20 protein-coding genes are annotated in these 20174 nt (G+C 73.2%); 4 read left to right on the plus strand and 16 right to left on the minus strand.

Annotation, left to right across the window (positions count from 1 at the left end):
• Positions 1–60 precede the first annotated feature (60 nt).
• The 10 genes from AB0H75_RS25555 to AB0H75_RS25600 form a co-directional block, all read right to left on the minus strand.
• Positions 61–1998 carry a DEAD/DEAH box helicase gene (locus AB0H75_RS25555; protein ID WP_367800137.1) on the minus strand — a complete coding sequence of 646 codons (1938 nt, stop codon included), beginning with the start codon at positions 1996–1998 and terminating at the stop codon, positions 61–63.
• Between the two features lie 281 nt (positions 1999–2279).
• On the minus strand, positions 2280–2642 hold the full coding sequence (locus AB0H75_RS25560) for a metal-sulfur cluster assembly factor (RefSeq protein WP_367800138.1): 363 nt from the start codon (positions 2640–2642) through the stop codon (positions 2280–2282).
• Positions 2639–3076 carry a Fe-S cluster assembly sulfur transfer protein SufU gene (gene sufU, locus AB0H75_RS25565; protein WP_367800140.1) on the minus strand — a complete coding sequence of 146 codons (438 nt, stop codon included), beginning with the start codon at positions 3074–3076 and terminating at the stop codon, positions 2639–2641. Before sufU ends, AB0H75_RS25560 begins: the two co-directional genes overlap by 4 nt.
• Before the next feature lie 2 nt (positions 3077–3078).
• A complete protein-coding gene (locus AB0H75_RS25570) occupies positions 3079–4335 on the minus strand; it encodes a cysteine desulfurase (RefSeq protein ID WP_367800142.1) in 1257 nt (418 codons plus the stop codon).
• Positions 4332–5078, minus strand: coding sequence for a Fe-S cluster assembly ATPase SufC (gene sufC / locus AB0H75_RS25575; RefSeq protein ID WP_367800144.1), 747 nt, complete (start codon positions 5076–5078; stop codon positions 4332–4334). The genes AB0H75_RS25570 and sufC overlap by 4 nt, the downstream gene beginning before the upstream one ends.
• Positions 5079–5084: 6 nt before the next feature.
• Positions 5085–5402, minus strand: a complete 318-nt coding sequence (locus tag AB0H75_RS25580) for a non-heme iron oxygenase ferredoxin subunit (protein ID WP_367800145.1) — start codon at positions 5400–5402, stop codon at positions 5085–5087.
• Positions 5399–6520 carry a Fe-S cluster assembly protein SufD gene (sufD, locus tag AB0H75_RS25585; RefSeq protein ID WP_367800147.1) on the minus strand — a complete coding sequence of 374 codons (1122 nt, stop codon included), beginning with the start codon at positions 6518–6520 and terminating at the stop codon, positions 5399–5401. Before sufD ends, AB0H75_RS25580 begins: the two co-directional genes overlap by 4 nt.
• The gene (sufB, locus tag AB0H75_RS25590; protein ID WP_367800149.1) at positions 6520–7932 is read right to left on the minus strand and encodes a Fe-S cluster assembly protein SufB; all 1413 of its coding nucleotides are present in this window, start codon (positions 7930–7932) and stop codon (positions 6520–6522) included. Before sufB ends, sufD begins: the two co-directional genes overlap by 1 nt.
• Entirely contained in the window at positions 7929–8642 is a 714-nt protein-coding gene (locus AB0H75_RS25595) for a helix-turn-helix transcriptional regulator (protein ID WP_367800151.1), read from the minus strand. Before AB0H75_RS25595 ends, sufB begins: the two co-directional genes overlap by 4 nt.
• A 122-nt stretch (positions 8643–8764) precedes the next feature.
• On the minus strand, positions 8765–10006 hold the full coding sequence (locus AB0H75_RS25600; RefSeq protein ID WP_367800153.1) for a multidrug effflux MFS transporter: 1242 nt from the start codon (positions 10004–10006) through the stop codon (positions 8765–8767).
• 175 nt (positions 10007–10181) lie between these two features.
• On the opposite strand from AB0H75_RS25600, the gene AB0H75_RS25605 reads away from it, so the two are divergent.
• Positions 10182–11090, plus strand: a complete 909-nt coding sequence (locus AB0H75_RS25605) for an ABC transporter ATP-binding protein (RefSeq protein WP_367800155.1) — start codon at positions 10182–10184, stop codon at positions 11088–11090.
• Entirely contained in the window at positions 11087–11878 is a 792-nt protein-coding gene (locus tag AB0H75_RS25610; RefSeq protein ID WP_367800156.1) for an ABC transporter permease, read from the plus strand. The genes AB0H75_RS25605 and AB0H75_RS25610 overlap by 4 nt, the downstream gene beginning before the upstream one ends.
• Positions 11879–11937: 59 nt before the next feature.
• On the opposite strand, the gene AB0H75_RS25615 is transcribed toward AB0H75_RS25610, so the two are convergent.
• A complete protein-coding gene (locus AB0H75_RS25615; protein WP_367800158.1) occupies positions 11938–13116 on the minus strand; it encodes an MFS transporter in 1179 nt (392 codons plus the stop codon).
• Between the two features lie 91 nt (positions 13117–13207).
• On the opposite strand from AB0H75_RS25615, the gene AB0H75_RS25620 reads away from it, so the two are divergent.
• Positions 13208–14122, plus strand: coding sequence for a DMT family transporter (locus AB0H75_RS25620; protein WP_367800160.1), 915 nt, complete (start codon positions 13208–13210; stop codon positions 14120–14122).
• A gap of 350 nt (positions 14123–14472) precedes the next feature.
• Here the strand turns inward: AB0H75_RS25620 and AB0H75_RS25625 are convergent, their stop codons facing one another.
• Genes AB0H75_RS25625 through AB0H75_RS25645 form a run of 5 tightly spaced genes read right to left on the minus strand, consistent with a single transcriptional unit; the run spans position 14473 to position 19023 of the window.
• Positions 14473–15150 (minus strand): GntR family transcriptional regulator, encoded by a 678-nt coding sequence (locus AB0H75_RS25625; RefSeq protein WP_367800162.1) that lies wholly within the window; start codon positions 15148–15150, stop codon positions 14473–14475.
• A 12-nt stretch (positions 15151–15162) separates the two neighbouring features.
• Positions 15163–16128, minus strand: coding sequence for an ornithine cyclodeaminase family protein (locus AB0H75_RS25630; RefSeq protein WP_367800164.1), 966 nt, complete (start codon positions 16126–16128; stop codon positions 15163–15165).
• Entirely contained in the window at positions 16125–17102 is a 978-nt protein-coding gene (locus tag AB0H75_RS25635) for a proline racemase family protein (RefSeq protein ID WP_367800166.1), read from the minus strand. The genes AB0H75_RS25630 and AB0H75_RS25635 overlap by 4 nt, the downstream gene beginning before the upstream one ends.
• Positions 17099–18100 (minus strand): proline racemase family protein, encoded by a 1002-nt coding sequence (locus AB0H75_RS25640; RefSeq protein ID WP_367800168.1) that lies wholly within the window; start codon positions 18098–18100, stop codon positions 17099–17101. Before AB0H75_RS25640 ends, AB0H75_RS25635 begins: the two co-directional genes overlap by 4 nt.
• Positions 18097–19023: a dihydrodipicolinate synthase family protein gene (locus tag AB0H75_RS25645; RefSeq protein ID WP_367800169.1), complete on the minus strand. Its 927-nt coding sequence runs from the start codon at positions 19021–19023 to the stop codon at positions 18097–18099. Before AB0H75_RS25645 ends, AB0H75_RS25640 begins: the two co-directional genes overlap by 4 nt.
• Positions 19024–19137: 114 nt before the next feature.
• Here AB0H75_RS25645 and AB0H75_RS25650 point away from each other — a divergent pair, with 114 nt between their 5' ends.
• Positions 19138–20136, plus strand: coding sequence for a heme A synthase (locus tag AB0H75_RS25650; protein ID WP_367800171.1), 999 nt, complete (start codon positions 19138–19140; stop codon positions 20134–20136).
• The last annotated feature ends 38 nt before the right edge of the window (positions 20137–20174 follow it).

Genomic DNA, 20174 nt, shown 5'->3' on the forward strand with positions numbered 1-20174 from the left:
GCCCGCCGCACCTCGCGCAGGAGGTACGGCGGGCGGTCCGTCGTGGTGTGCCGTCAGCCGTCAGCGGGCGTATCGGCGGTCGGACGAGAACGGGCGGGGACGCTTGCCGCGGTCGTCGGAACCGCCGCGCCAGTCGCCACGCGCCCCGCGCTCCTGTCCGCGCCCGCCGCGGTCGTCGCCGCGGTAGCCGCCCCGGTAACCACCTCGCCGGTCATCGCCGGAGAAGCCACGGTCACCGGAGAAGCCACGGTCGCTGGAGAAGCCACGGTCGCCCGAGTAGCCACGGTCACCGGAGTGGCCGCGCTCGCTGGAGAAGCCCCGGTCGCCCGAACCCGAGAAACCACGGTCACCGGAGAAGCCACGGTCGCCGGAGAAGCCACGGTCGTCGCGCGGGCTGCCGCCGCGGCGGTCCTGGTCGTCGCGGAAGCCGTCACGGGCGCCGTCGCGGAAGCCGTCACGGGCACCCTCGCGGAAGCCGCGCCTCGGGCGGTAGCCGCGGTCGCGGTCGCCGCCGATGGTGCGCGGCTCGTCGGAGTGCCGGCGGGGACGCCGGTCCTCGCCGGCGCCGTTGCCGCCGCCGAAGGGACGCTCGCCGTCCTCGTGGCGGCGCGGGCGGCGCTCGCCGTCGAAGTCGCGGCGCGGGCGCCGGCCGCCCCGGTCACCGCGGCGCTCGGCGCCGCCGTGGCCGCCGTCGCGGCGCGGCCGCAGCGGCTTGCGGACGTCCGGCTCCCACACGGGGATGGCCTCGCCGCTCGGCACACGGGCGCCGGTCACCTCGGCCAGCCGCGGGTGACCCGGGGTGGCCTTGAGGCGGAACGGGTGGATGCCGGCCCGCCGGGTCAGGGCGTCGGTGGAGCGCCGCTCGTTGGGCAGCACCAGCGTGACGACCGTGCCCTTCTCGCCGGCCCGCGCGGTACGCCCGCCGCGGTGCAGGTAGCTCTTGTGGTCCTGGGGCGGGTCCACGTGCAGCACCAGCGAGATGTTGTCCACGTGGATGCCGCGCGCCGCGACGTCGGTGCAGACCAGCACGTTGATCGCGCCCTCGCGGAACTCGGCGAGGATGCGGGTGCGCTGGTTCTGGCGCTTGCCGCCGTGCAGGCCGCCGGCCTTGACGCCGACGCGGGCGAGCTGCTTGCACAGCCGGTCGACGCCGTGCTGGGTGCGCACGAAGATGATGGTGCGTCCCTCGCGGTTGGCGATCTCGGCCGTCACGTCGAACTTGTCGTCGCGGGTGACCTGCACCACGTGGTGCTCCATGGTGTCGACCGGCGAGGTCGCCGGGGCCACCGAGTGCGTGATGGGGTTCTTGAGGAAGCGCTGCACGAGCTTGTCGACGTCGCCGTCGAGCGTGGCGGAGAACAGCAGCCGCTGCCCGTCGGTCGGGGTCTGCGCGAGCAGGTCGGTGACGACGGGGAAGAAGCCGAGGTCGCACATGTGGTCGGCCTCGTCCAGGACGCTGACCTCGACGTCGGAGAGCGAGCACTCGCCCTGCCTGATAAGGTCGCCGAGCCGCCCGGGGGTGGCGATGACGAGGTCCACGCCGCGGCGCAGCGCCTCGATCTGCTTGCCCATGGACATGCCGCCGACGATGACCTTCATGCGCAGCCCGAGGCCGCGGCCGAGGGGTTCGAGGGCGTCGTGGACCTGGAGCGCGAGCTCGCGGGTCGGCACGAGGATCATGGCGCGGGGGCGGCCAGGGGCCGGCCTCGCGCCGGCGATGCGGGCCATGGTGGGCAGGCCGAAGGCGAGCGTCTTGCCGGAGCCGGTCTGGCCGCGGCCGAGCACGTCGTTGCCGGCGAGCACGTCGGGGATCGTCGCGCTCTGGATGGGGAAGGGACTGTCGATGCCCATCCTGGCCAGCCCGGAGATGAGCGGCCTGGGCAGCCCCAGCAGCTCGAACTCGGACGGGCCCGGCTCGGCGGCGCGTTCCGGGGCCGCCGTGGCGGGCGCGCCGGAGACGTTCTCGTCGTCGAGCGTGGGCATGACAGCGTCAAGCATGGTCACGAAAGTCGTGCCTTTCCGTCGAAGTGGCACGTCACTTCTGCGAAAGGACGAGCCAAGATGTACGGCACACGCCGTACAAGATCAAAGAAAAATGGGGGGATGCACCGGGGCACCGGCCGCAGGCAGTGCTCAACGCGCGATGAGGCGTCAGGTACATCTGTTACCAACGCCGGGATGTTATCGGATAATTCCCGGCCGAGTTCGGACCTTCCGAAAACCTTGGTGACACGCTGAAACGGCTGACGTTCGGACGCCAGCCGCGACAGCGTAAGAGATCACACGTTGAAGCCTAGCATACGCAGCTGCTCGCGCCCCTCGTCGGTGATCTTGTCCGGCCCCCACGGCGGCAGCCAGACCCAGTTGATCTTCACGTCCGACACCATGCCGTCCAGGGCCGAGTGGGCCTGGTCCTCGATGACGTCGGTCAGCGGGCAGGCCGCGCTGGTCAGCGTCATGTCGATGGTGGCCACGGGCTTGGCGTCACCGGCCGGGTCGAGGTTGAGCCCGTAGACCAGGCCCAGGTCGACCACGTTGATGCCGAGCTCGGGATCCACCACGTCCTTGAGCGCCTCCATGACCTCCTCGACGGTGGTCTCACCGTCGAAGTCGGTCGTGGGCGTCTCCGTGGGCTTGCTCACTGGGCAGCACTCCTCACCACTGCGTCCTTGTAGGCCATCCAGGACAACAACGCGCACTTCACGCGCGCCGGGAACTTGGCCACGCCCGCGAACGCCACCGCGTCGCCGAGCACGTCCTCGTCGGCCTCCACCTGCCCCCTGCCCTGCATGAGCCGGGTGAACTCGTCGACGACCGACAGCGACTCCTCGACCGACGAGCCGGTGGTCAGCTCGTGCAGCACCGAGGCGGCGGCCTGGCTGATCGAGCAGCCCTGCCCGTCGTAGGAGACGTCGAGGACCTGGCCGCCGTCCACCTTGACCCTGAGCGTGATCTCGTCGCCGCACGTCGGGTTCACGTGGTGGACCTCGGCGTCGTACGGCTCGCGCAGCCCCCGCCCCTGCGGGTGCTTGTAGTGCTCCAGGATCAACTCCTGGTACATCGACTCGCCGATCATGGCTATGCGAACACCTTCTGAACGTGATGGATGCCGCGCACCAGAGCGTCGATCTCGCCCGTGGTGTTGTACAGGTAGAACGACGCCCGCGTGGTCGCGGGTATTCCGAAGCGCAGGTGCAGCGGCCGGGCGCAGTGGTGCCCGACGCGCACCGCGACGCCGAACTGGTCGTCGAGGATCTGCCCGACGTCGTGCGGGTGGATGCCCTCCAGCGTGAACGACACCGTGCCGCCCCGCTGCTCCAGCGTCTCCGGGCCGATGATCCGCAGGCCGGGCACCTCGCGCAGCGCCTCCAGCGCGTAGCCGGTCAGCAGGCGCTCGTGCTCCTCGACGGCGTCCATGCCGACCGCGGTCAGGTAGTCGGCGGCCGCGCCGAGCCCGATGGCCTCGACGATGGGCGGCGTGCCGGCCTCGAACTTGTGCGGGGCCGGGGCGTAGGTCGAGTGGTCCATCCAGACCGCCTCGATCATCTCGCCGCCACCGAGGAACGGGGGCATGGCGTCGAGCAGCTCGGCCCGCGCCCACAACACCCCGATGCCGGACGGGCCGACCATCTTGTGGCCGGTGAAGGCCACGAAGTCGGCGCCCAGCGTGGCGAGGTCCACCGGGTGGTGCGGCACGGACTGGGAGGCGTCCAGCATGATCAGCGCCCCGGCCTCGTGCGCCCGCCGGGCCAGCTCGGCGACCGGGTTGATGGTGCCGAGCACGTTGGACTGGTGGGCCACCGAGACGATCTTCGTCCGCTCGGTGACGACACCGTCGGCCAGGTCGAGCCGGCCCTCGTCGGTGACGCCGAACCACTTGAGCGTCGCGCCGGTGCGCTGCGCGAGCAGCTGCCACGGCACGATGTTGGAGTGGTGCTCCATCTCGGAGACGACGATCTCGTCGCCGGGGCCGAGGGTGAAGCGGGGGTCGGTGTTGGCGGGGTTGCCGAAGGAGTAGGCGACGAGGTTGAGCGCCTCGGAGGCGTTCTTGGTGAAGACCACCTCGTCCCGCGAGGGCGCGCCGACGAACGACGCGATCTTGTCGCGAGCGCCCTCGTACGCCTCCGTGGACTCCGCCCCGAGCACGTGCATGGCCCGGCCCACGTTGCTGTAGTGCAGGGCCAGGTGCTCGCGCATGGTCTCGATGACCTGGGTGGGCTTCTGCGAGGAGTTGCCCGAGTCGAGGTAGACGAGCGGTCGCCCGTCGGGCAGCTCGCGGGAGAAGACCGGGAAGTCCTTCCTGATCCTCTCCACGTCCAAGCTGGTGGAAGTCATGCAGTCGCCTTCGTGTACTGCTCGTAGCCCTCGGCCTCGAGCTTGTCGGCCAGCTCCGGCCCGCCCTCCTCGACGATGCGCCCGCCCGCGAAGACGTGCACGAAGTCGGGCTTCACGTACCGCAGGATGCGGGTGTAGTGCGTGATGAGCAGCACGCCGGTGTCGCCGGCGGCGCGGAAGCGGTTGATGCCCTCCGACACCACGCGCAGCGCGTCCACGTCGAGGCCGGAGTCGGTCTCGTCGAGGACGGCGAACTTCGGCTTGAGCAGCTCCATCTGGAGGATCTCGTGGCGCTTCTTCTCGCCGCCGGAGAAGCCCTCGTTGAGGTTGCGCTGGGCGAAGGCCGGGTCGATGGACAGGGCGTCCATGCCGCCCTTGAGGTCCTTGGCGAACTCGCGCAGCTTGGGCGCCTCGCCGCGGACCGCGGTGACGGCCGAGCGCAGGAAGTTCGACACCGACACGCCGGGGACCTCGACCGGGTACTGCATGGCCAGGAACAGGCCGGCGCGGGCGCGCTCGTCGACCGACAGCTCCAGCAGGTCGACGCCGTCGAGCAGGACCTGCCCGCCGGTGACGGTGTACTTGGGGTGACCGGCGATCGCGTAGGCGAGCGTCGACTTGCCCGAGCCGTTGGGGCCCATGATGGCGTGGGTCTGGCCCGCGTTGACGGTCAGGTTGACGCCGCGCAGGATTTCCTTGTCCTCGACGGCGACGTGCAGGTCGCGGATCTCAAGGGTGGACATGATTGCTTATGACTCCTTCGAGAGCGAGACGAGGACGTCATCGCCGTCGATCTTGACTGTGTAGACGTTCACGGGCTGGGTCGCGGGCGGGCCGGTCGGCTTGCCGGTGCGCACGTCGAAGCACGAGCCGTGCAGCCAGCACTCCAGCGTGCCGTCGTAGACCTCGCCCTCGCTGAGCTTGACCTCGGCGTGCGAGCAGACATCGTGCAGGGCGTAGACGTCGCCGCCCTTGCGCACCAGCGCCACCGGGGTCTCCCCCACTTCCACGCCGATGACCCCTCCGTCGGGGATGTCGGCGAGCGTACACACCTTCTCGAAGCTCATCGGGCGAGCTCCGCCTCCACGGCGCTCATGACGCGCTCGCGGATCTCCTCGATCTGGATCTTCTCGATGAGCTGGCCGAGGAAGCCCCGCACGACCAGGCGGCGGGCCTCGTCGTGGGGGATGCCGCGCGCCTGGAGGTAGAAGATGTGCTCGTCGTCGAGGCGGCCGGAGGCGGAGGCGTGCCCCGCGCCGGCGACCTCGCCGGTGAGGATCTCCAGGTTGGGCACCGAGTCGGCGCGGGCGCCGTCGGTGAGGATCAGGTTGCGGTTGAGCTCGTAGGTGTCGGTGCCCTCGGCCTCGACCCTGATGATCACGTCGCCGATCCAGACGGCGTGCGCCCGCTCGCCCTGCAGCGCGCCGCGGTAGTCGACGTTGCTCTTGCAGTGGGGCTGCGAGTGGTCGACCAGCAGGCGGTGCTCCAGGTGCTGCCCGGCGTCCACGAAGTAGACGCCCGACAGGTCGGCGTCGCCGCCGGGGGCGGTGTAGGCCACGCTGGGCGACAGCCGGACCAGGTCGCCGCCGAGCGTCACCACGAAGCTGCGGAAGGTGGCGTCCTTGGCGAGCTGGGCGTGGTGGTGCGAGACATGCACGGCGTCGTCGTCCCAGTCCTGGAGGCTGACGACCTTGAGGTTGGCGCCCTCGCCGACGACGAACTCGATGTTGTCGGCGTAGACCGCGCTGCCCCGGTGGTCGAGCACGAGCACGGCCTCGGCCAGCGGCTCCACCGCGACCACGAGGTGGCCGTAGGCGGCGCCGTCGCCCTCGCCGGTCAGGGTCAGCACGGTCGGCCTGGAGGCGACGGCCTCGCGCGGCACCGTGATGACGGTGGCCTTCTCGAAGCTGTTCCACGCCTGGGCGCTGATCCGGTCGGTGGGCGTGAACGCCTTGCCGACGCGGGCGTCGTCGCGGCCGACCGTCTCGACGGTGACCTCGGGGGCCGCGTCCACGTCGAGGCGGACGTGGCCCACGGCCTCGGCCTTGCCGTTGTGCAGGCCCTTCAGCCGGGACAGCGGCGTGAAGCGCCAGGCCTCCTCGCGGCCGGCCGGGACCTCGAAGTCGCCCAGGTCGTAGGACGCCTTCTCGTGCAGGGTCGACAGGGGCTTCTCGTTCAGGCCCATCAGCCGACGGCTCCTTCCATCTGCAGCTCGATCAGCCGGTTGAGCTCGAGCGCGTACTCCATGGGCAGCTCGCGCGCGATCGGCTCCACGAAGCCGCGCACGATCATCGCCATCGCCTCGTCCTCGTCGAGCCCGCGGCTCATGAGGTAGAACAGCTGGTCCTCGCTGACCTTGGAGACCGTGGCCTCGTGGCCCATCGAGACGTCGTCCTCGCGGACGTCGACGTAGGGGTAGGTGTCGGAGCGGCTGATCTGGTCGACCAGCAGCGCGTCGCACTTGACGGTGCTGGCGCTGCCGTGCGCGCCCTCCTCGATCTGGACCAGACCGCGGTAGGAGGTGCGGCCGCCGCCGCGCGCCACCGACTTGGAGATGACGCTGGAGCTGGTGTTGGGCGCCAGGTGCACCATCTTGGAGCCGGCGTCCTGGTGCTGGCCCTCGCCGGCGAAGGCGACGCTCAGGGTCTCGCCCTTGGCGTGCTCGCCCATGAGGTAGACGGCCGGGTACTTCATCGTGACCTTGGAGCCGATGTTGCCGTCGATCCACTCCATGGTCGCGCCCTCGTACGCCACGGCGCGCTTGGTGACCAGGTTGTAGACGTTGTTGGACCAGTTCTGGATGGTCGTGTAACGGCAGCGGGCGTTCTTCTTCACGATGATCTCGACGACCGCGCTGTGCAGCGAGTCGCTGGAGTAGATCGGCGCGGTGCAGCCCTCGACGTAGTGGACGTAGCTGTTCTCGTCCACGATGATCAGGGTGCGCTCGAACTGGCCCATGTTCTCGGTGTTGATCCGGAAGTAGGCCTGCAGCGGGATCTCGACCTCGACGTTCGGCGGCACGTAGATGAACGAGCCGCCCGACCACACGGCGGTGTTGAGCGCGGCGAACTTGTTGTCGCCGACCGGGATCACCGAGCCGAAGTACTCCTTGAAGAGCTCCTCGTGCTCCTTGAGGCCCGTGTCGGTGTCGACGAAGATGACGCCCTTCTCCTCAAGGTCCTCGCGGATCTTGTGGTAGACGACCTCCGACTCGTACTGGGCGGCGACGCCGGCGATGAGGCGCTGCTTCTCCGCCTCGGGGATGCCGAGCTTGTCGTAGGTGTTCTTGATGTCGGCGGGCAGCTCGTCCCAGGAGGCGGCCTGCTTCTCCGTCGAGCGCACGAAGTACTTGATGTTGTCGAAGTCGATGTCCGACAGGTCCGCGCCCCAGGCGGGCAGGGGCTTCTTGTCGAAGAGCCGGAGACCCTTGAGGCGAAGGTCGAGCATCCACTCCGGCTCGTTCTTCAGGGCGGAGATCTCGCGGACGACCTTTTCGGACAGGCCGCGCCTGGCCGTCGCCCCCGCGATGTCCGGGTCGGCCCAGCCGAACTTGTAATTCCCGAGGCCTTCCAGCTCCGGGCGGTCGGTGACAGTCACCTTCCGGTCTCCTTGCTCTTATCGTGAGGACTCTTGTCCTTATGTGCGGATTCGCCCAGCGTCTGCGGGCTCACGTGCGTCGTGCAGACCCCGTCGCCGTGCGCGATCGTGGCCAGGCGCTGCACCGGCGTGCCGAGGAGCTGCGCGAACGCCTCCGTCTCGGCCTCGCAGAGCTGAGGGAACTCCGCGGCCGCGTGGGCCACCGGGCAGTGGTGCTGGCAGAGCTGGTCGCCGCCGGACTTGGCCTTGCTGGCCGAGGCGGCGTACCCCTCCGCCGACAGCGCCTGCACGAGCACCTGGACGCGCTGCTCGGCCGGCACCGCGCGCATGACCGGCTCCAGCCGCTTGACCAGACCGGCGACCTGCGTGCGGGCGAAGTCGGCCACCGCGCCCGGCCCCATGCGCTCGGCCAGGTAGCGCAGCGCGCTGCCGGCCAGGTCGTCATAGGCGTGCTCGAAGGCACTGCGCCCCGCGTCGGTGATGGCGAACAGCTTGGCCGGCCGCCCCCGCCCGCGCTGCCCGCGCGGCCGGGTCGTACGAGGCTCGATCATCCCGTCGGCCAGCAGCGCGTCGAGGTGACGCCGGACGGCGGCGGGCGTGAGCCCGAGCCGCTCCCCCAGGGCCGCGGCCGCGACGGGACCATGCTCAAGGATCAGCCTGGCGACGCGGGCACGGGTGCCGCGCTCGCTACCGGGCTCGATCGTGGGCATGTTTTTCACAACATCAGTGTGCCGTAAATCCTTCCCGGCTCACAAACGAATCCGAGCAGCTCGGCAATGGAATTTGTCACGCAGGGTAGCCTTACCTTACTCCGCTCGTCCCTCGCGCCCGCTCAGGCCGCCGCCCGGCGCCACGGCCGGCCCAGGACGGCGAACGCCGCCGCGGCGGCGGCCACGAGCCCGAGCATGACCGTGGCCATGGGCACGGCGGTGCCCGCCCCCGCCAGGCCGACCAGCGGCGCGGCCAGCGCGCCCAGCGCGAACTGCAGCACGCCCATCAGCGCCGAGGCGCTGCCGGCCACCTGGGCCGGCTGCGAGCTCAGGGCCAGCGCGCCGGTGCCGGGCAGCGTCAGTCCCTGGCCGAGCATGATGACGAACAGTCCCGCCACGATCCCCCACAGGCCGAGCCCGGTGAGCGCGGCGGTCATGAGCAGGCCCCCGCCGGCCAGGCTGACGGCCAGCCCCGCGACCACCAGGGCGACCGGGGGCACCCGGCCCGACAGCCGGCCGCCGACCTGCGCCATGGCGGTCAGGGCGAGGGCGTTGAGCCCGAAGATGAGCGAGTACTGCTGCGGGGTGGCGCCGTAGACCTCCTGCAGCACGAACGGCGAGCCGGAGATGTAGCCGAACATGCCGGCGAAGGCCAGGCCGCCGGTCAGCGCGTAGCCCATGAACGAGCGGTCGCGCAGCAGGTGCCAGAACGTGCGGACGGTGTGCCCGAGCCCGCCGCTCTCGCGCTGCCCGGCCGGCAGCGTCTCGCGCACCCCGGCCAGCACGGCGACCAGCAGCACGACGCCGGCCAGGCTGAGCGCCACAAACACGCCGCGCCAGGAGGTGAACGCCAGCAGCTGCGCCCCGGCGATCGGGGCCAGGATCGGCGCCAGGCCGCTGACCAGCATGAGCGTGGCGAAGATGCGGGCGATGGCGGCGCCGTCGTACAGGTCGCGCACGACCGCGCGCACGATGACCAGGGCCGCGCCGCCCAGCATGCCCTGCAGCAGGCGGAAGGCGATGAGCATGGGCACCGAGGGCGCGAACGCGCACAACAGCGAGGCCGCCATGAACCCGGCCACGCCCACGATCAGCGGCACCCGCCGCCCGCGCACGTCGCTGACCGGCCCGGCGATGACCTGCCCGACCGACACGCCGATGAGGCAGGCGGTGAGCGTGAGCTGGACCTGGGCGGGGGCGCTGAGCATCTCGGAGGTGATGGCGGGCAGCGCCGGGAGGTACATGTCGATGGAGAGGGGTCCGATGGCCGAGAGCGCGCCGAGGATGACCAGCAGGAGCACCCTGCGGCTCCCGCGCTCGGACCGGACGGCGGCGGACGTGGACGTGGCTTCAGCCACGGACATGCGTGAACCCCTCTCCTCGCGAACCAGGCGGCCCACGAGGGCCGAGGTACGGAAACCGTTATCCGGTCCTCCTAATTCCCAGTTATCAGATATTTCCGGAACTTTCCATAGAGCGTCCGCTCCGTGGGCTCACCTGAGGACCGGACCGCCCCGCGCAGTCCTTAGACTCGTGGCCATGGATTCCCCAGCCGTCGAGATCCTCGACCTGGTCAAACGTTACGGCGGCACCACGGCGCTCGACGGCCTCGCCCTGCGCGCGGAGCGCGGCGCGGTCACGGCCGTCCTGGGCCCCAACGGGGCGGGCAAGACGTCCACGGTCGAGATCTGCGAGGGGTTCCGCACCGCCGACGCGGGCACCGTCCGGGTGCTGGGGCTCTCCCCCGAGCGGCCCGAGCTGCGCGCCCGGGTCGGGATCATGCTCCAGGCCGGCGGGGTGCCGCCGGCGATGCGCTGCGGCGAGTGGCTGCGCCTGGTCGCGCGCTTCTACGCCCGCCCGCTGGACCCGGGGGCGCTGCTGGCCCGGCTGGGGCTGGCCGGGCACGCCCGCACTCCCTACCGGCGCATGTCGGGTGGCCAGCAGCAGCGGCTGTCGCTGGCCGCGGCCGTCGTCGGCCGCCCCGAGCTGGTCTTCCTCGACGAGCCCACCGCCGGCCTCGACCCGCAGGCCCGCCACGCCTGCTGGGAGCTGGTGGCCGAGCTGCGCGCGGCCGGGGTGTCGGTGGTGCTGACCACGCACCACATGGACGAGGCCGAGCGGCTGGCCGACCACGTGGTGATCATCGACAGGGGGCGGGTGGTGGCCGAGGGCACCCCCGCCGAGCTGACCGGCGCCGAGCGGCAGCTCAGGTTCAGGGCCCGGCCGGGGCTGGCGCTGGAGGAGCTGCTCAACGCGCTGCCGGCGGGCAGCGCGGCCAAGGAGTCGCCCGCCGGCCACTACATCATCGAGGGCCAGGTCGGGCCCGAGCTGCTGGCCACGGTGACCGCCTGGTGCGCGGCCGAGGGCGTCACGGCCGACGACCTGCGCATCGAGCGGCGCACCCTCGAAGACGTGTTCCTGGAGCTGACCGGCAGGGAGCTGCGATGAGCGCCCACGACGCGGGCGCGGCGCCCGTCCTCGACCTCACGCCCGCGCCGGGAGCCGCGCCGCTCCCGCGCATGGTGCTGGCGCAGGCCGGCGCGGAGCTGCGGGCCATCCTGCGCAACGGCGAGCAGCTCCTGCTGACCCTGGTCATCCCGGTGCTGCTGCTGGTGGGCTTCTCGCTGGCGCCCATCGTCGACATGGGCGGCGGGCGGCGCGTCGACTTCCTGGCGCCCGGCGTGCTGGCCCTCGCGGTGATGTCCACGGCCTTCACCGGGCAGGCCATCGCCACCGGTTTCGAGCGCCGCTACGGCGTGCTCAAGCGGCTCGGCGCCACGCCGCTGTCGCGGGCCGGGCTGATGCTGGCCAAGACGGCGGCCGTGGTGGCGGTGGAGTGCGTCCAGGCCGTGGTGATCGTGGCCGTGGGGCTGGCGCTGGGGTGGCGTCCGCAGGGGTCGTTCCTGGGCGCGGCGCTGCTCGTCGTGGTGGGCACGGCGGCCTTCAGCGGGCTCGGCCTGCTCATGGCCGGCACGCTGCGCGCGGAGGCCACGCTGGCCGCGGCCAACCTCGTCTACCTCGTGCTGCTGGGGGCCGGCGGGGTGGTCTTCCCGCTGTCGAAGTTCCCCGGGAGCGTGCGGCCGGCGCTGGAGGTGCTGCCGATCTCGGCGCTGACCGGCGGGCTGCGCGCGGTGCTCGCCCAGGGGGCGGCGCTGCCGCTGGCCCCGCTGGGCGTGCTGGCCGCCTGGGCGGTGCTGTCGCTGGCGCTGGTGTCGCGGACGTTCCGCTGGGAGTGAGCGGGCCCGAGGCCGGGAGCGGGCGGGCCGGGAGTAGGCGGGCCGGCGCGTGAGCGCGTTCAGGCGGTCCGGGCGAGCAGGTAGCGGCGGCGGGTGAGGACGGCCACGGCGGTCAGGGGGAGCGCCGCGGCGGCGGCCAGCCCGAACAACAGCGGGTAGCGGCCCTCCTCGGCCAGCGGCCCGGCCGCCCACGAGGAGACGGCGCTGCCGACGAAGAGCGCGGCGGCGAAGAACGCGACCGTGGTGCCCCGCGCCTGCGGCACCACGGAGGTCGCCCAGGTCTGCAGCGAGGAGTGCAGGAACGACCAGCCGCCGCCGAGCAGCAGCGCGGTGACCGCCACGGTGACCATGCTGACGTGCGCGGCCGCCAGCGCGAAGCCCGCCACGAGCTGCGCCCCGCCCGCGGCCATCAGCAGCGGCGCCGGCCAGCGCCCCGACAGCCGCTTGACCAGCTTGGCCTGGGCCCACAGCCCGAGCCCGTAGGCGGTGATGCCGAGCCCCGCGAGCGCGGCGGCGACGCCGGCGTGCTCCAGCGCGGGCGCCAGGAACGGCATGACGCCGAGCATGATCGCGCCCTCGGTGAAGGCCAGCGCGAAGACCAGCAGGGCCCAGCGGTGCCCGAGCACCAGGCGCAGGAAGCGCGCCACGCCCGCGGGCCCGCCCTCGCGGCGCGGCTCGGGCAGCGCGCGCAGGGCCAGCGCGCAGGCCAGGGCGCAGGCGGCGGGCACGGTGAAGGCCACCCGCCAGCTCACCAGCCCCGCCAGCGCGCCGGCCAGCCCGGTGGCCAGGGCCGTGCCGAGCGCGGCGGCGCCCATGAGGTCGGTCAGCGCGCGCTGGCGCGCCTCGGCCCGGACGGTGTCGCCCACGTACGTCAGCCCCGTCGGGATCACCGCGCCGAAGCAGGCGCCGGTCACCACCCTGGCCGCCACCAGCGCCCAGAGCGCCGGCATGAGCGCCGAGACCAGCCCCGCCAGCGCCGCGCCGAACAGCGCGCCGCGCATCACCCGCACCCGCCCGAACCGGTCCGACAGCACTCCCCACAGCGGCTGCGTGAGCCCGTAGGCCAGGTAGTAGCCGCTGGCCGCGGCGACCGACGCCGACAGCGGCGCGCCCAGGTCGGTGGCGATCACGACGAGCATGGGGCTGACGGCGAAGCGGTCGAAGCTGCTGACGAACGAGGCCGCGGAGACGCCCAGCGGCGGCCGGACGAGGCTGGCGGGAGGAGCGGGGGCGTCCATGAGACATCACTCTAAATGCGGAAATATACCTGGCCGCCAGTAGGCTCTACCGGTCACGCTCATCCGTCTGATGTCTCTTCCGAGGAGTTCCGTGACCGCCTTCGCCCTGGACGAACCGTTCGAGCGCGGCTCCGGCCTGCCGCGGCCGGGCAACGTGTTGCGCGCGGCCGCCGACTCGATCCCGCCGTCCTCGCTGGTGCTGCTGGGCATCCTGTCGGTGCAGATCGGCGCCGGGTTCGCCAAGGAGCTGTTCGCGGTGCTGCCGCCGAGCGCGGTGGTGTTCCTGCGCATCGCGGCCGGGGCGCTCATCATGGGGACGTTCGTGCGGCCGCGGCTGAAGGGGCTGGCCTGGCGCGACTGGGCGGTGGGGCTCGGCTTCGGCGCGACGCTGGCCCTGATGAACCTGACCTTCTACGAGGCCCTGGCGCGGCTGCCGATGGGCATCGCGGTGGCCATCGAGTTCCTGGGGCCGCTGGGGGTGGCGGTGGCGGCCTCGCGGCGGCGGATCGACCTGCTGTGGGTGACCCTGGCGGGCGCCGGCGTCGTGCTGCTGGCCCCCTGGGGCGAGTCGGCGTCGGTGAGCTGGCTCGGCATCGGCTTCGCGATGGTGGCCGGGGCCTGCTGGGCGGGGTACATCCTGCTGTCGGCGGCGGCCGGGCGGCGTTTCCCCGGTACGAGCGGGCTGGCGTTCGCGATGGTCGTGTCGGCCGTGCTGGTCGCGCCGGTCGGGGTCACCACCGGCGGGGCCGGCCTGCTGCAGCCGCACCTGCTGCTCATCGGGCTGGGCGTGGGGCTGCTGTCGTCGGTGATCCCGTACTCGCTGGAGCTGCAGGCGCTGCGGCGCATGCCGCCGCGCGTGTTCGGCATCCTCATGAGCCTGGAGCCGGCCGTGGCGGCGCTGGTCGGCGTGCTGCTGCTGGGCGAGGTGCTGCACGCGCAGCAGTGGGCGGCCGTCGTGTGCGTGGTGGCCGCGAGCCTCGGCTCGACCAGGCGCGTCAAGAAGTAGGAAGAAGGGGGTCCGCCGCGCGCCCCGGGCGGGACGGGAGTGCGCGGGCGCGCGCGGCGGAGGGCTCGGCTTGGTGGGCGGGGTGTGCCGAGCCCGGGGAAGGCCAGCGGAGTGCGGGGTTCCGCGTGACCGTGCTTGTCCTGTGTCGGCGCTTGTCCTGTGTCGGCCGGAATCCGGCGGGGATCGCCGCCCTGCCACCCCGCTGGACGGGGGGTGCGGGCGGGCCCGCGACGTGTCCGTCCGGCCGGTCCGCATTGAGGGTACCTCCCCCGGGGAGTGCTCGATCCCCGAACGCGCGAAGTCGCGCCCGCCGGCCGGCCGCGGGCGGCTCAGGCGCCGGTGTGCCCGGCTCAGGTGCCGGTGTGCCCGGCCCAGATGCCGCGGACGTGGCCGATGTGCTCGTCCATGATCCGGGCCACGGCCTCGCCGTCGCCGCTCTTGAGCGCGTCCAGCAGCGCCAGGTGCTCGCGGGCCGAGCCGCCGAGCGCGTCGTGCGCGGCGAGCTGGGACAGGCCGTACAGGCGGGCCCGGTTGCGCAGGTCGCGGACCACCGACACCAGGTGCGCGTTGCCGGACAGGGCCAGCAGCTCGACGTGGAAGCGCAGGTCGGCGTCCACGTACGCGAGCAGGTCGCCGGCCTCGCCGGCGGCGACGATCTCCTCGGCGGCCGGGCGCAGCCGCTCGAACTCCTCGGCCCGCGCGCTGTCGGCCAGCCTGGCCACGGTCGGCACCTCGATGAGGCGGCGCAGCTCGGTCAGCTCGTCGAGGTCGCGGTCGGACAGCTCGGTCACCCGGAAGCCCTTGTTGCGCACCGCCTCGACCAGGCCCTCCTTGGCGAGGTCGAGCATGGCCTCGCGGACGGGGGTGGCCGAGACGCCGAACTGGGCGGCCAGCACCGGGGCGGAGTAGACCACGCCCGGCCGCATCTCGCCGGCGATCAGCGCGGCGCGCAACGCCTGCGCGACCTGCTCGCGCAGGCTCTGGCGCTCGCCCACCGCCGGCAGGTCGAGCCGGTCCCCTGCGGCCATCCGCCCTCCCTCCTACGTCCTGCCGGACATCCACGCCTCGTAGGCCGCGGCGGCGACCACGAGGTCCTCCCAGGCCATGCCCGTGCTCTTGAACACGCGCGGCCCCGGCCCGACCGGCACCTTCCCCGCGACCAGCTCGGCGAGGCCGCCCGCGAGATGACCGGAGGTGATCGTACCGTGGCGGATCGGGATGATCACGTCGCCGGCCTCCTCCAGCGCCGCCGTCCTGGCCTCGACGACCACGGTGGAGCGGGCGACGAGATCGCCGTCCAGCTCGCGGGCCGCGGGCTCGTGGGAGCCGACGGCGACGACGGTGACGCCGTCGCGGGCGAGCTTACCGGGGAACAGCGGCCGCCTCGCCGTCGTGCAGCAGACGATCAGGTCCGCCGCGGACACGGCCGCCGCCAGATCGGCCGGCACGGCGTCCTCCTCGCGGGCGAGGGCGCGGGCGGGCAGGCCGGCGGCGCGGCAGCGGGCGGCCAGCGCCTCGGCGCGGGCCCGGTCGCGCCCGGCGATCGTGACCTCGGTGACCGGGCGGACCTCGCGCAGGGCCAGGACGTGCCCCCACGCCTGCGGACCGCTGCCGAAGACGACGAGCCGGCCGCCCTCCGGCGCGGCCAGGTGCCGCACGGCCAGCGCCGAGACCGCTGGGGTGCGCAGCGAGGTGAGCGCGGTGCCGTCGATGGCGGCCAGCGGGGCCAGGGTGCCGCCGTCCAGCAGCAGGTACGTGCCCTGGACGCGGGGCAGCCCGCGCTCCGGGTTGCCCGGCGCGACGGAGACGGCCTTGACGCCGGCGTAGCGGGCGGTGGCGGCGGGCATGAGCAGGAGCTGCCCGGCGGGCAGGCTCACGGCGGAGCGCCGCGGGGTGGCCTCGGGGTCGAGCCCGGCGCGCAGGGCGTCCTCCAGGACCTGTACGGCCCGCGCCATCGGCACCAGCCGCTCCACGGTGGCGCCGTCGAGATACGGCAGATCGCTCATCGCAGGACGAACCCCGTTCCGATCGGGTCCTCGGGATCCAGCTCGAAGACGTGCCGCCCGGTCCGGTACGCCATGCCCTCGATCTCCGGGACGATCCCCCCGGGCACGACCTCGCCCACCCGGGCCGTGAAGGCGCTGCCCACGATGCCGCTGTGCACCAGCGTGCCCCGGAACCCGGCCTCGTGCAGCAGCGCCAGCCGGGCGGCGGTGCCGGAGCCGCAGGGCGAGCGGTCCACCTCGCCGTCGGCGAAGACCGTGACGTTGCGCTGGCGGGCCACGCCGCCTGCGTCCGGCGGCCCGCCGGGGAGGGTCTCGTGGAAGATGACGCCGTAGACGCCGGACAGCCGCTCGTCGGACGGGTGCCGAGTGGCCGGGTGCCCGGCCAGGTCCGCCTTGATCCGCCGGGCGTGCCCGATCAGCGCGTCCAGGTGGCGGGGCTCCACCGGCAGGCCGACGGCCGCGGCCGGCAGCGAGGCGTAGATCGCGCCGCCGTAGGCCAGGTCCACCCGCGTGCCGCCGGCCGGGACGCCGCGCGCGAGCACGTACGACGGCACGCTGACGAACGTGACGCCCCGCACCCGCCCGCCGCCGGTGCGCACCCGGGCCGTGACCCGCCCGGACGGCACGTCGATCACCACGTCCGTGACGCCGTCCGGCGCGGCGGCCACCAGGCCCTCGTGCACCGCGTACGCGCCCAGCGCGATCGTGCCGTGCCCGCAGGCGGTGGAGAAGCCGTCCTTGTGCCAGAACAGCGCCCCGAGGTGCGCGCCGGCGTCGTCCGGCGGGACCAGGAAGCAGCCGTACATGTCGGCGTGGCCGCGCGGCTCGTGGCACAGCAGCCGCCGCACGCCGTCCGCCACGCCCGCGGCCGCCACCCGCCGCGCCGCCACGTCCGCGCCGGGGATCTCGGGCACGCCCCTGGTGACGATCCGGAACGGCTCGCCGCCGGTGTGGTAGTCGACGGTCGTGATCACAGCTCGAAGCCCTCGGGGAACGGGTCGCGCGGGTCGAGGAAGTACTGGGCGGTGCCGGTGATCCAGGCGCGGCCGGTGATCGACGGCAGCACGGCGGGCGCGCCGCCCACGGCGGTCTCCTCCAGCAGCCGCCCCACGAACCGGGTGCCGATGAACGACTCGTTGACGAAGTCCCGTCCGAGGGGCAGCTCGCCGCGGGCGTGCAGCTGGGCCATGCGGGCGCTGGTGCCGGTGCCGCACGGCGAGCGGTCGAACCAGCCGGGGTGGATGGCCATGGCGTGCCGGGAGTGGCGGGCGTCGGAGCCGGGGGCGGCGAAGTAGACGTGGTGGCAGCCCTGGATGCGCTCGTCCTCGCGGTGCACCGGGCGGTCGGCGGCGTTGATCGCCTCCATGGTGGCCAGGCCGGCGGCGATGATCTCGTTCTTGGCCTTGCGGTCGAAGGGCAGGCCGTAGGCGTCCAGGTCGACGATGGCGTAGAAGTTGCCGCCGTAGGCCAGGTCGTAGGGGATCTCCCCGAAGCCGGGCACGGTGACGACGGCGCCGAGCCGGTCGCAGTAGGACGGGACGTTGCGCAGGGTCACCGACGTGGCCACGCCGTCCTCGACCGCCACGTCCACCACGACCAGCCCGGCCGGGACCTCCAGGCGGACGGTGGTGACCGGCTCGCTCACCTCGACCATGCCGGTCTCGACGAGCACGGTGGCCACGCCGATGGTGCCGTGCCCGCACATCGGCAGCAGCCCGGACACCTCGATGAACAGCACGCCGAAGTCGGCGTCCGGCCGGGTGGGCGGCTGCAGGACGGCGCCGCTCATCGCGGAGTGGCCGCGGGGCTCGTTCATGAGCAGCTTGCGGATGTGGTCGAGGTGGTCGCGGAAGTACACGCGCCGCTCGGCCATGCCGGCACCGGGGACGACGCCGACGCCGCCGGTGATCACGCGGGTGGGCATGCCCTCGGTGTGCGAGTCGACGGCGTGGAAGACCCGTTTGGTCCTCACCTCAGCCCCTCCGCCAGCGCCTTCTCGGTGGCGGCCAGGACCGCGGCGGCCTGCTCGCCGGTGAGCGGCTGCCTGGGCTGGCGGCAGGGGCCGCCGTAGCGGCCGGCCAGGTCCATCGACAACTTGATGGCCTGCACGAACTCGGTCTTGGAGTCCCAGCGCAGCAGCGGGTGCAGCGTGCGGTACAGGGGCAGCGCGGTGGCCAGGTCGCCCGCGACGGCGGCCCGGTAGAGGGCCACGGTGGAGGCGGGCAGCGCGTTGGGGTAGCCGGCCACCCAGCCGGTCACGCCGGCCACGGCCAGTTCCAGCAACACGTCGTCGGAGCCGACCAGCAGCTCCAGGCCGGGGGCCAGCTCGGCCAGCTCGTACGCCCGCCGCACGTCCCCGCTGAACTCCTTGACCGCCACGATCAGGCCCTCCTGGTGCAGCCTGGCCAGCAGCGCGGGGGTGAGGTCCACCTTGGTGTCGTAGGGGTTGTTGTAGGCCACGACCGGCAGCCCGGCCCTGGCCACCTCGCGGTAGTGGGCGAGCACGGCCCGCTCGTCGGCGCGGTAGGCGTTGGGCGGCAGCAGGAGCACCGAGCCGCAGCCCGCCTCGCGCGCCTGCTCGGCCCAGCGGCGGGACTCGGCGGCGCCGTACGCGCCCACCCCCGCCATCACCCGGGCGCCGCCGACCGCCTCGACCGCGGTCTCGATCACCCTGGCGCGCTCCCGCGGGGTGAGCGTCTGGTACTCGCCGAGCGAGCCGTTGGCCACGACGCCGTCGCAGCCGTTGTCCACCAGCCAGCGGCAGTGGGCGGCGTAGCCGTCGAAGTCGACGGCCAGATCGTCGGGCCGGTCGTCGGGCCCGTCGTCGGACGGGTCGCCGGCGCGCAGCGGCAGCGCGGTGGCGACCATGACGCCGTGCCAGGGCTTGCGTTCCATCGAGGGCTCCTCCAGGTCAGTGCGCTCCGCCGGTAATATGTCACATACCCCTAGGCTTGAGAAGCCCCGTTCCCGGTGGCGGGACCGCGGGGTCCGGCCCGTACCATTTTTGACGTGAAGCCTTCCGCCGGTCAGCCCGGCCGCCCCAACCTCCTCGTACGCGGACTGCGCTCCTTCTGGGCGCCGACCACGCGGTCACTGCGGGGCTGGGCGCTGGCCTCGGTGCTGGCCAACGCGGGCATCACGGTGACCGGCGCGGGCGTGCGCGTCACCGCCTCGGGGCTCGGCTGCCCCACCTGGCCCCGGTGCACCCCCGGCAGCTTCGTGCCGGTCGCGCACCCCGAGGTGTCGATGCTCAACATGCTCGTCGAGTTCGGCAACCGGCTGCTGACGTTCCTGGTGCTGGCCGTGGGCGCGGCCTGCGTGCTGGCGGCCTGGCGCCTGGCGCCGCGCCGCCCGGCGCTGATGCGCCTGGCCCTGCTGCAACCGCTCGGCGTGCTGGCCCAGGCGCTCTGGGGCGGCCTGGTGGTGCGCAGCGCGCTCAACCCGTTCACCGTGGGCACCCACTACCTGCTGTCCACCGGCCTCATCGCCGCCTGCTGGCTGCTGTACGCCCGCGCCGGCGAGGGCGACGGCGCCCTGCGGGCCGTCGTCCACCGCGACGTGCGCAGGCTCGGCCACGTGCTGGTGGCCGCGGTGCTCGCGCTGCTCGTGGCCGGCGTGGTGGTGAGCGGCACCGGCCCGCACTCGGGCGACGAGATCGCCTCCCGCTTCGACCTGGACATCGAGTCCGTGGCCCGGCTGCACGCCGACGTGGCCTACCTCGTGGTGGGGCTGACGTTCGCGCTGCTGTTCGCGCTGCACGTCTCCGGCGCGCCCCGGGCGGCCCGGCGGGCGGCGCTGGGGTTGTTCGCGGTGGAGCTGGCGCAGGGCGTGATCGGCTACACCCAGTGGTTCCTGGCCGTGCCCGCCGCGCTGGTGCTGCTGCACGTGCTCGGCTCGACCGCGGTCTGGATCGCCGCGCTGCGGGCGGTCACCGCGCTGCGCGTCCGCGACCCGCTGCCCGCCGCCGCCGGGCGCCCCTCCCCCACCGAGGCGACCGCCGCCGTCTGAGCGGCCGCCCGGCGTTCCTCCGACCGGCAAGGAGTGTG

This window comes from Nonomuraea sp. NPDC050783, assembly GCF_040802095.1.
Taxonomy (GTDB): domain Bacteria; phylum Actinomycetota; class Actinomycetes; order Streptosporangiales; family Streptosporangiaceae; genus Nonomuraea.

What these genes read in the sequence shown, in the direction of transcription:
- AB0H75_RS25555 (WP_367800137.1), bottom strand. Translation starts at nt 1,998, where the DNA reads ATGCTTGACGCTGTCATGCCCACGCTCGACGACGAGAACGTCTCCGGC.
- sufU (WP_367800140.1), bottom strand. Translation starts at nt 3,076, where the DNA reads ATGATCGGCGAGTCGATGTACCAGGAGTTGATCCTGGAGCACTACAAG.
- AB0H75_RS25570 (WP_367800142.1), bottom strand. Translation starts at nt 4,335, where the DNA reads ATGACTTCCACCAGCTTGGACGTGGAGAGGATCAGGAAGGACTTCCCG.
- sufC (WP_367800144.1), bottom strand. Translation starts at nt 5,078, where the DNA reads ATGTCCACCCTTGAGATCCGCGACCTGCACGTCGCCGTCGAGGACAAG.
- AB0H75_RS25580 (WP_367800145.1), bottom strand. Translation starts at nt 5,402, where the DNA reads ATGAGCTTCGAGAAGGTGTGTACGCTCGCCGACATCCCCGACGGAGGG.
- sufD (WP_367800147.1), bottom strand. Translation starts at nt 6,520, where the DNA reads ATGGGCCTGAACGAGAAGCCCCTGTCGACCCTGCACGAGAAGGCGTCC.
- AB0H75_RS25595 (WP_367800151.1), bottom strand. Translation starts at nt 8,642, where the DNA reads ATGCCCACGATCGAGCCCGGTAGCGAGCGCGGCACCCGTGCCCGCGTC.
- AB0H75_RS25600 (WP_367800153.1), bottom strand. Translation starts at nt 10,006, where the DNA reads ATGTCCGTGGCTGAAGCCACGTCCACGTCCGCCGCCGTCCGGTCCGAG.
- AB0H75_RS25605 (WP_367800155.1), top strand. Translation starts at nt 10,182, where the DNA reads ATGGATTCCCCAGCCGTCGAGATCCTCGACCTGGTCAAACGTTACGGC.
- AB0H75_RS25610 (WP_367800156.1), top strand. Translation starts at nt 11,087, where the DNA reads ATGAGCGCCCACGACGCGGGCGCGGCGCCCGTCCTCGACCTCACGCCC.
- AB0H75_RS25615 (WP_367800158.1), bottom strand. Translation starts at nt 13,116, where the DNA reads ATGGACGCCCCCGCTCCTCCCGCCAGCCTCGTCCGGCCGCCGCTGGGC.
- AB0H75_RS25625 (WP_367800162.1), bottom strand. Translation starts at nt 15,150, where the DNA reads ATGGCCGCAGGGGACCGGCTCGACCTGCCGGCGGTGGGCGAGCGCCAG.
- AB0H75_RS25630 (WP_367800164.1), bottom strand. Translation starts at nt 16,128, where the DNA reads ATGAGCGATCTGCCGTATCTCGACGGCGCCACCGTGGAGCGGCTGGTG.
- AB0H75_RS25645 (WP_367800169.1), bottom strand. Translation starts at nt 19,023, where the DNA reads ATGGAACGCAAGCCCTGGCACGGCGTCATGGTCGCCACCGCGCTGCCG.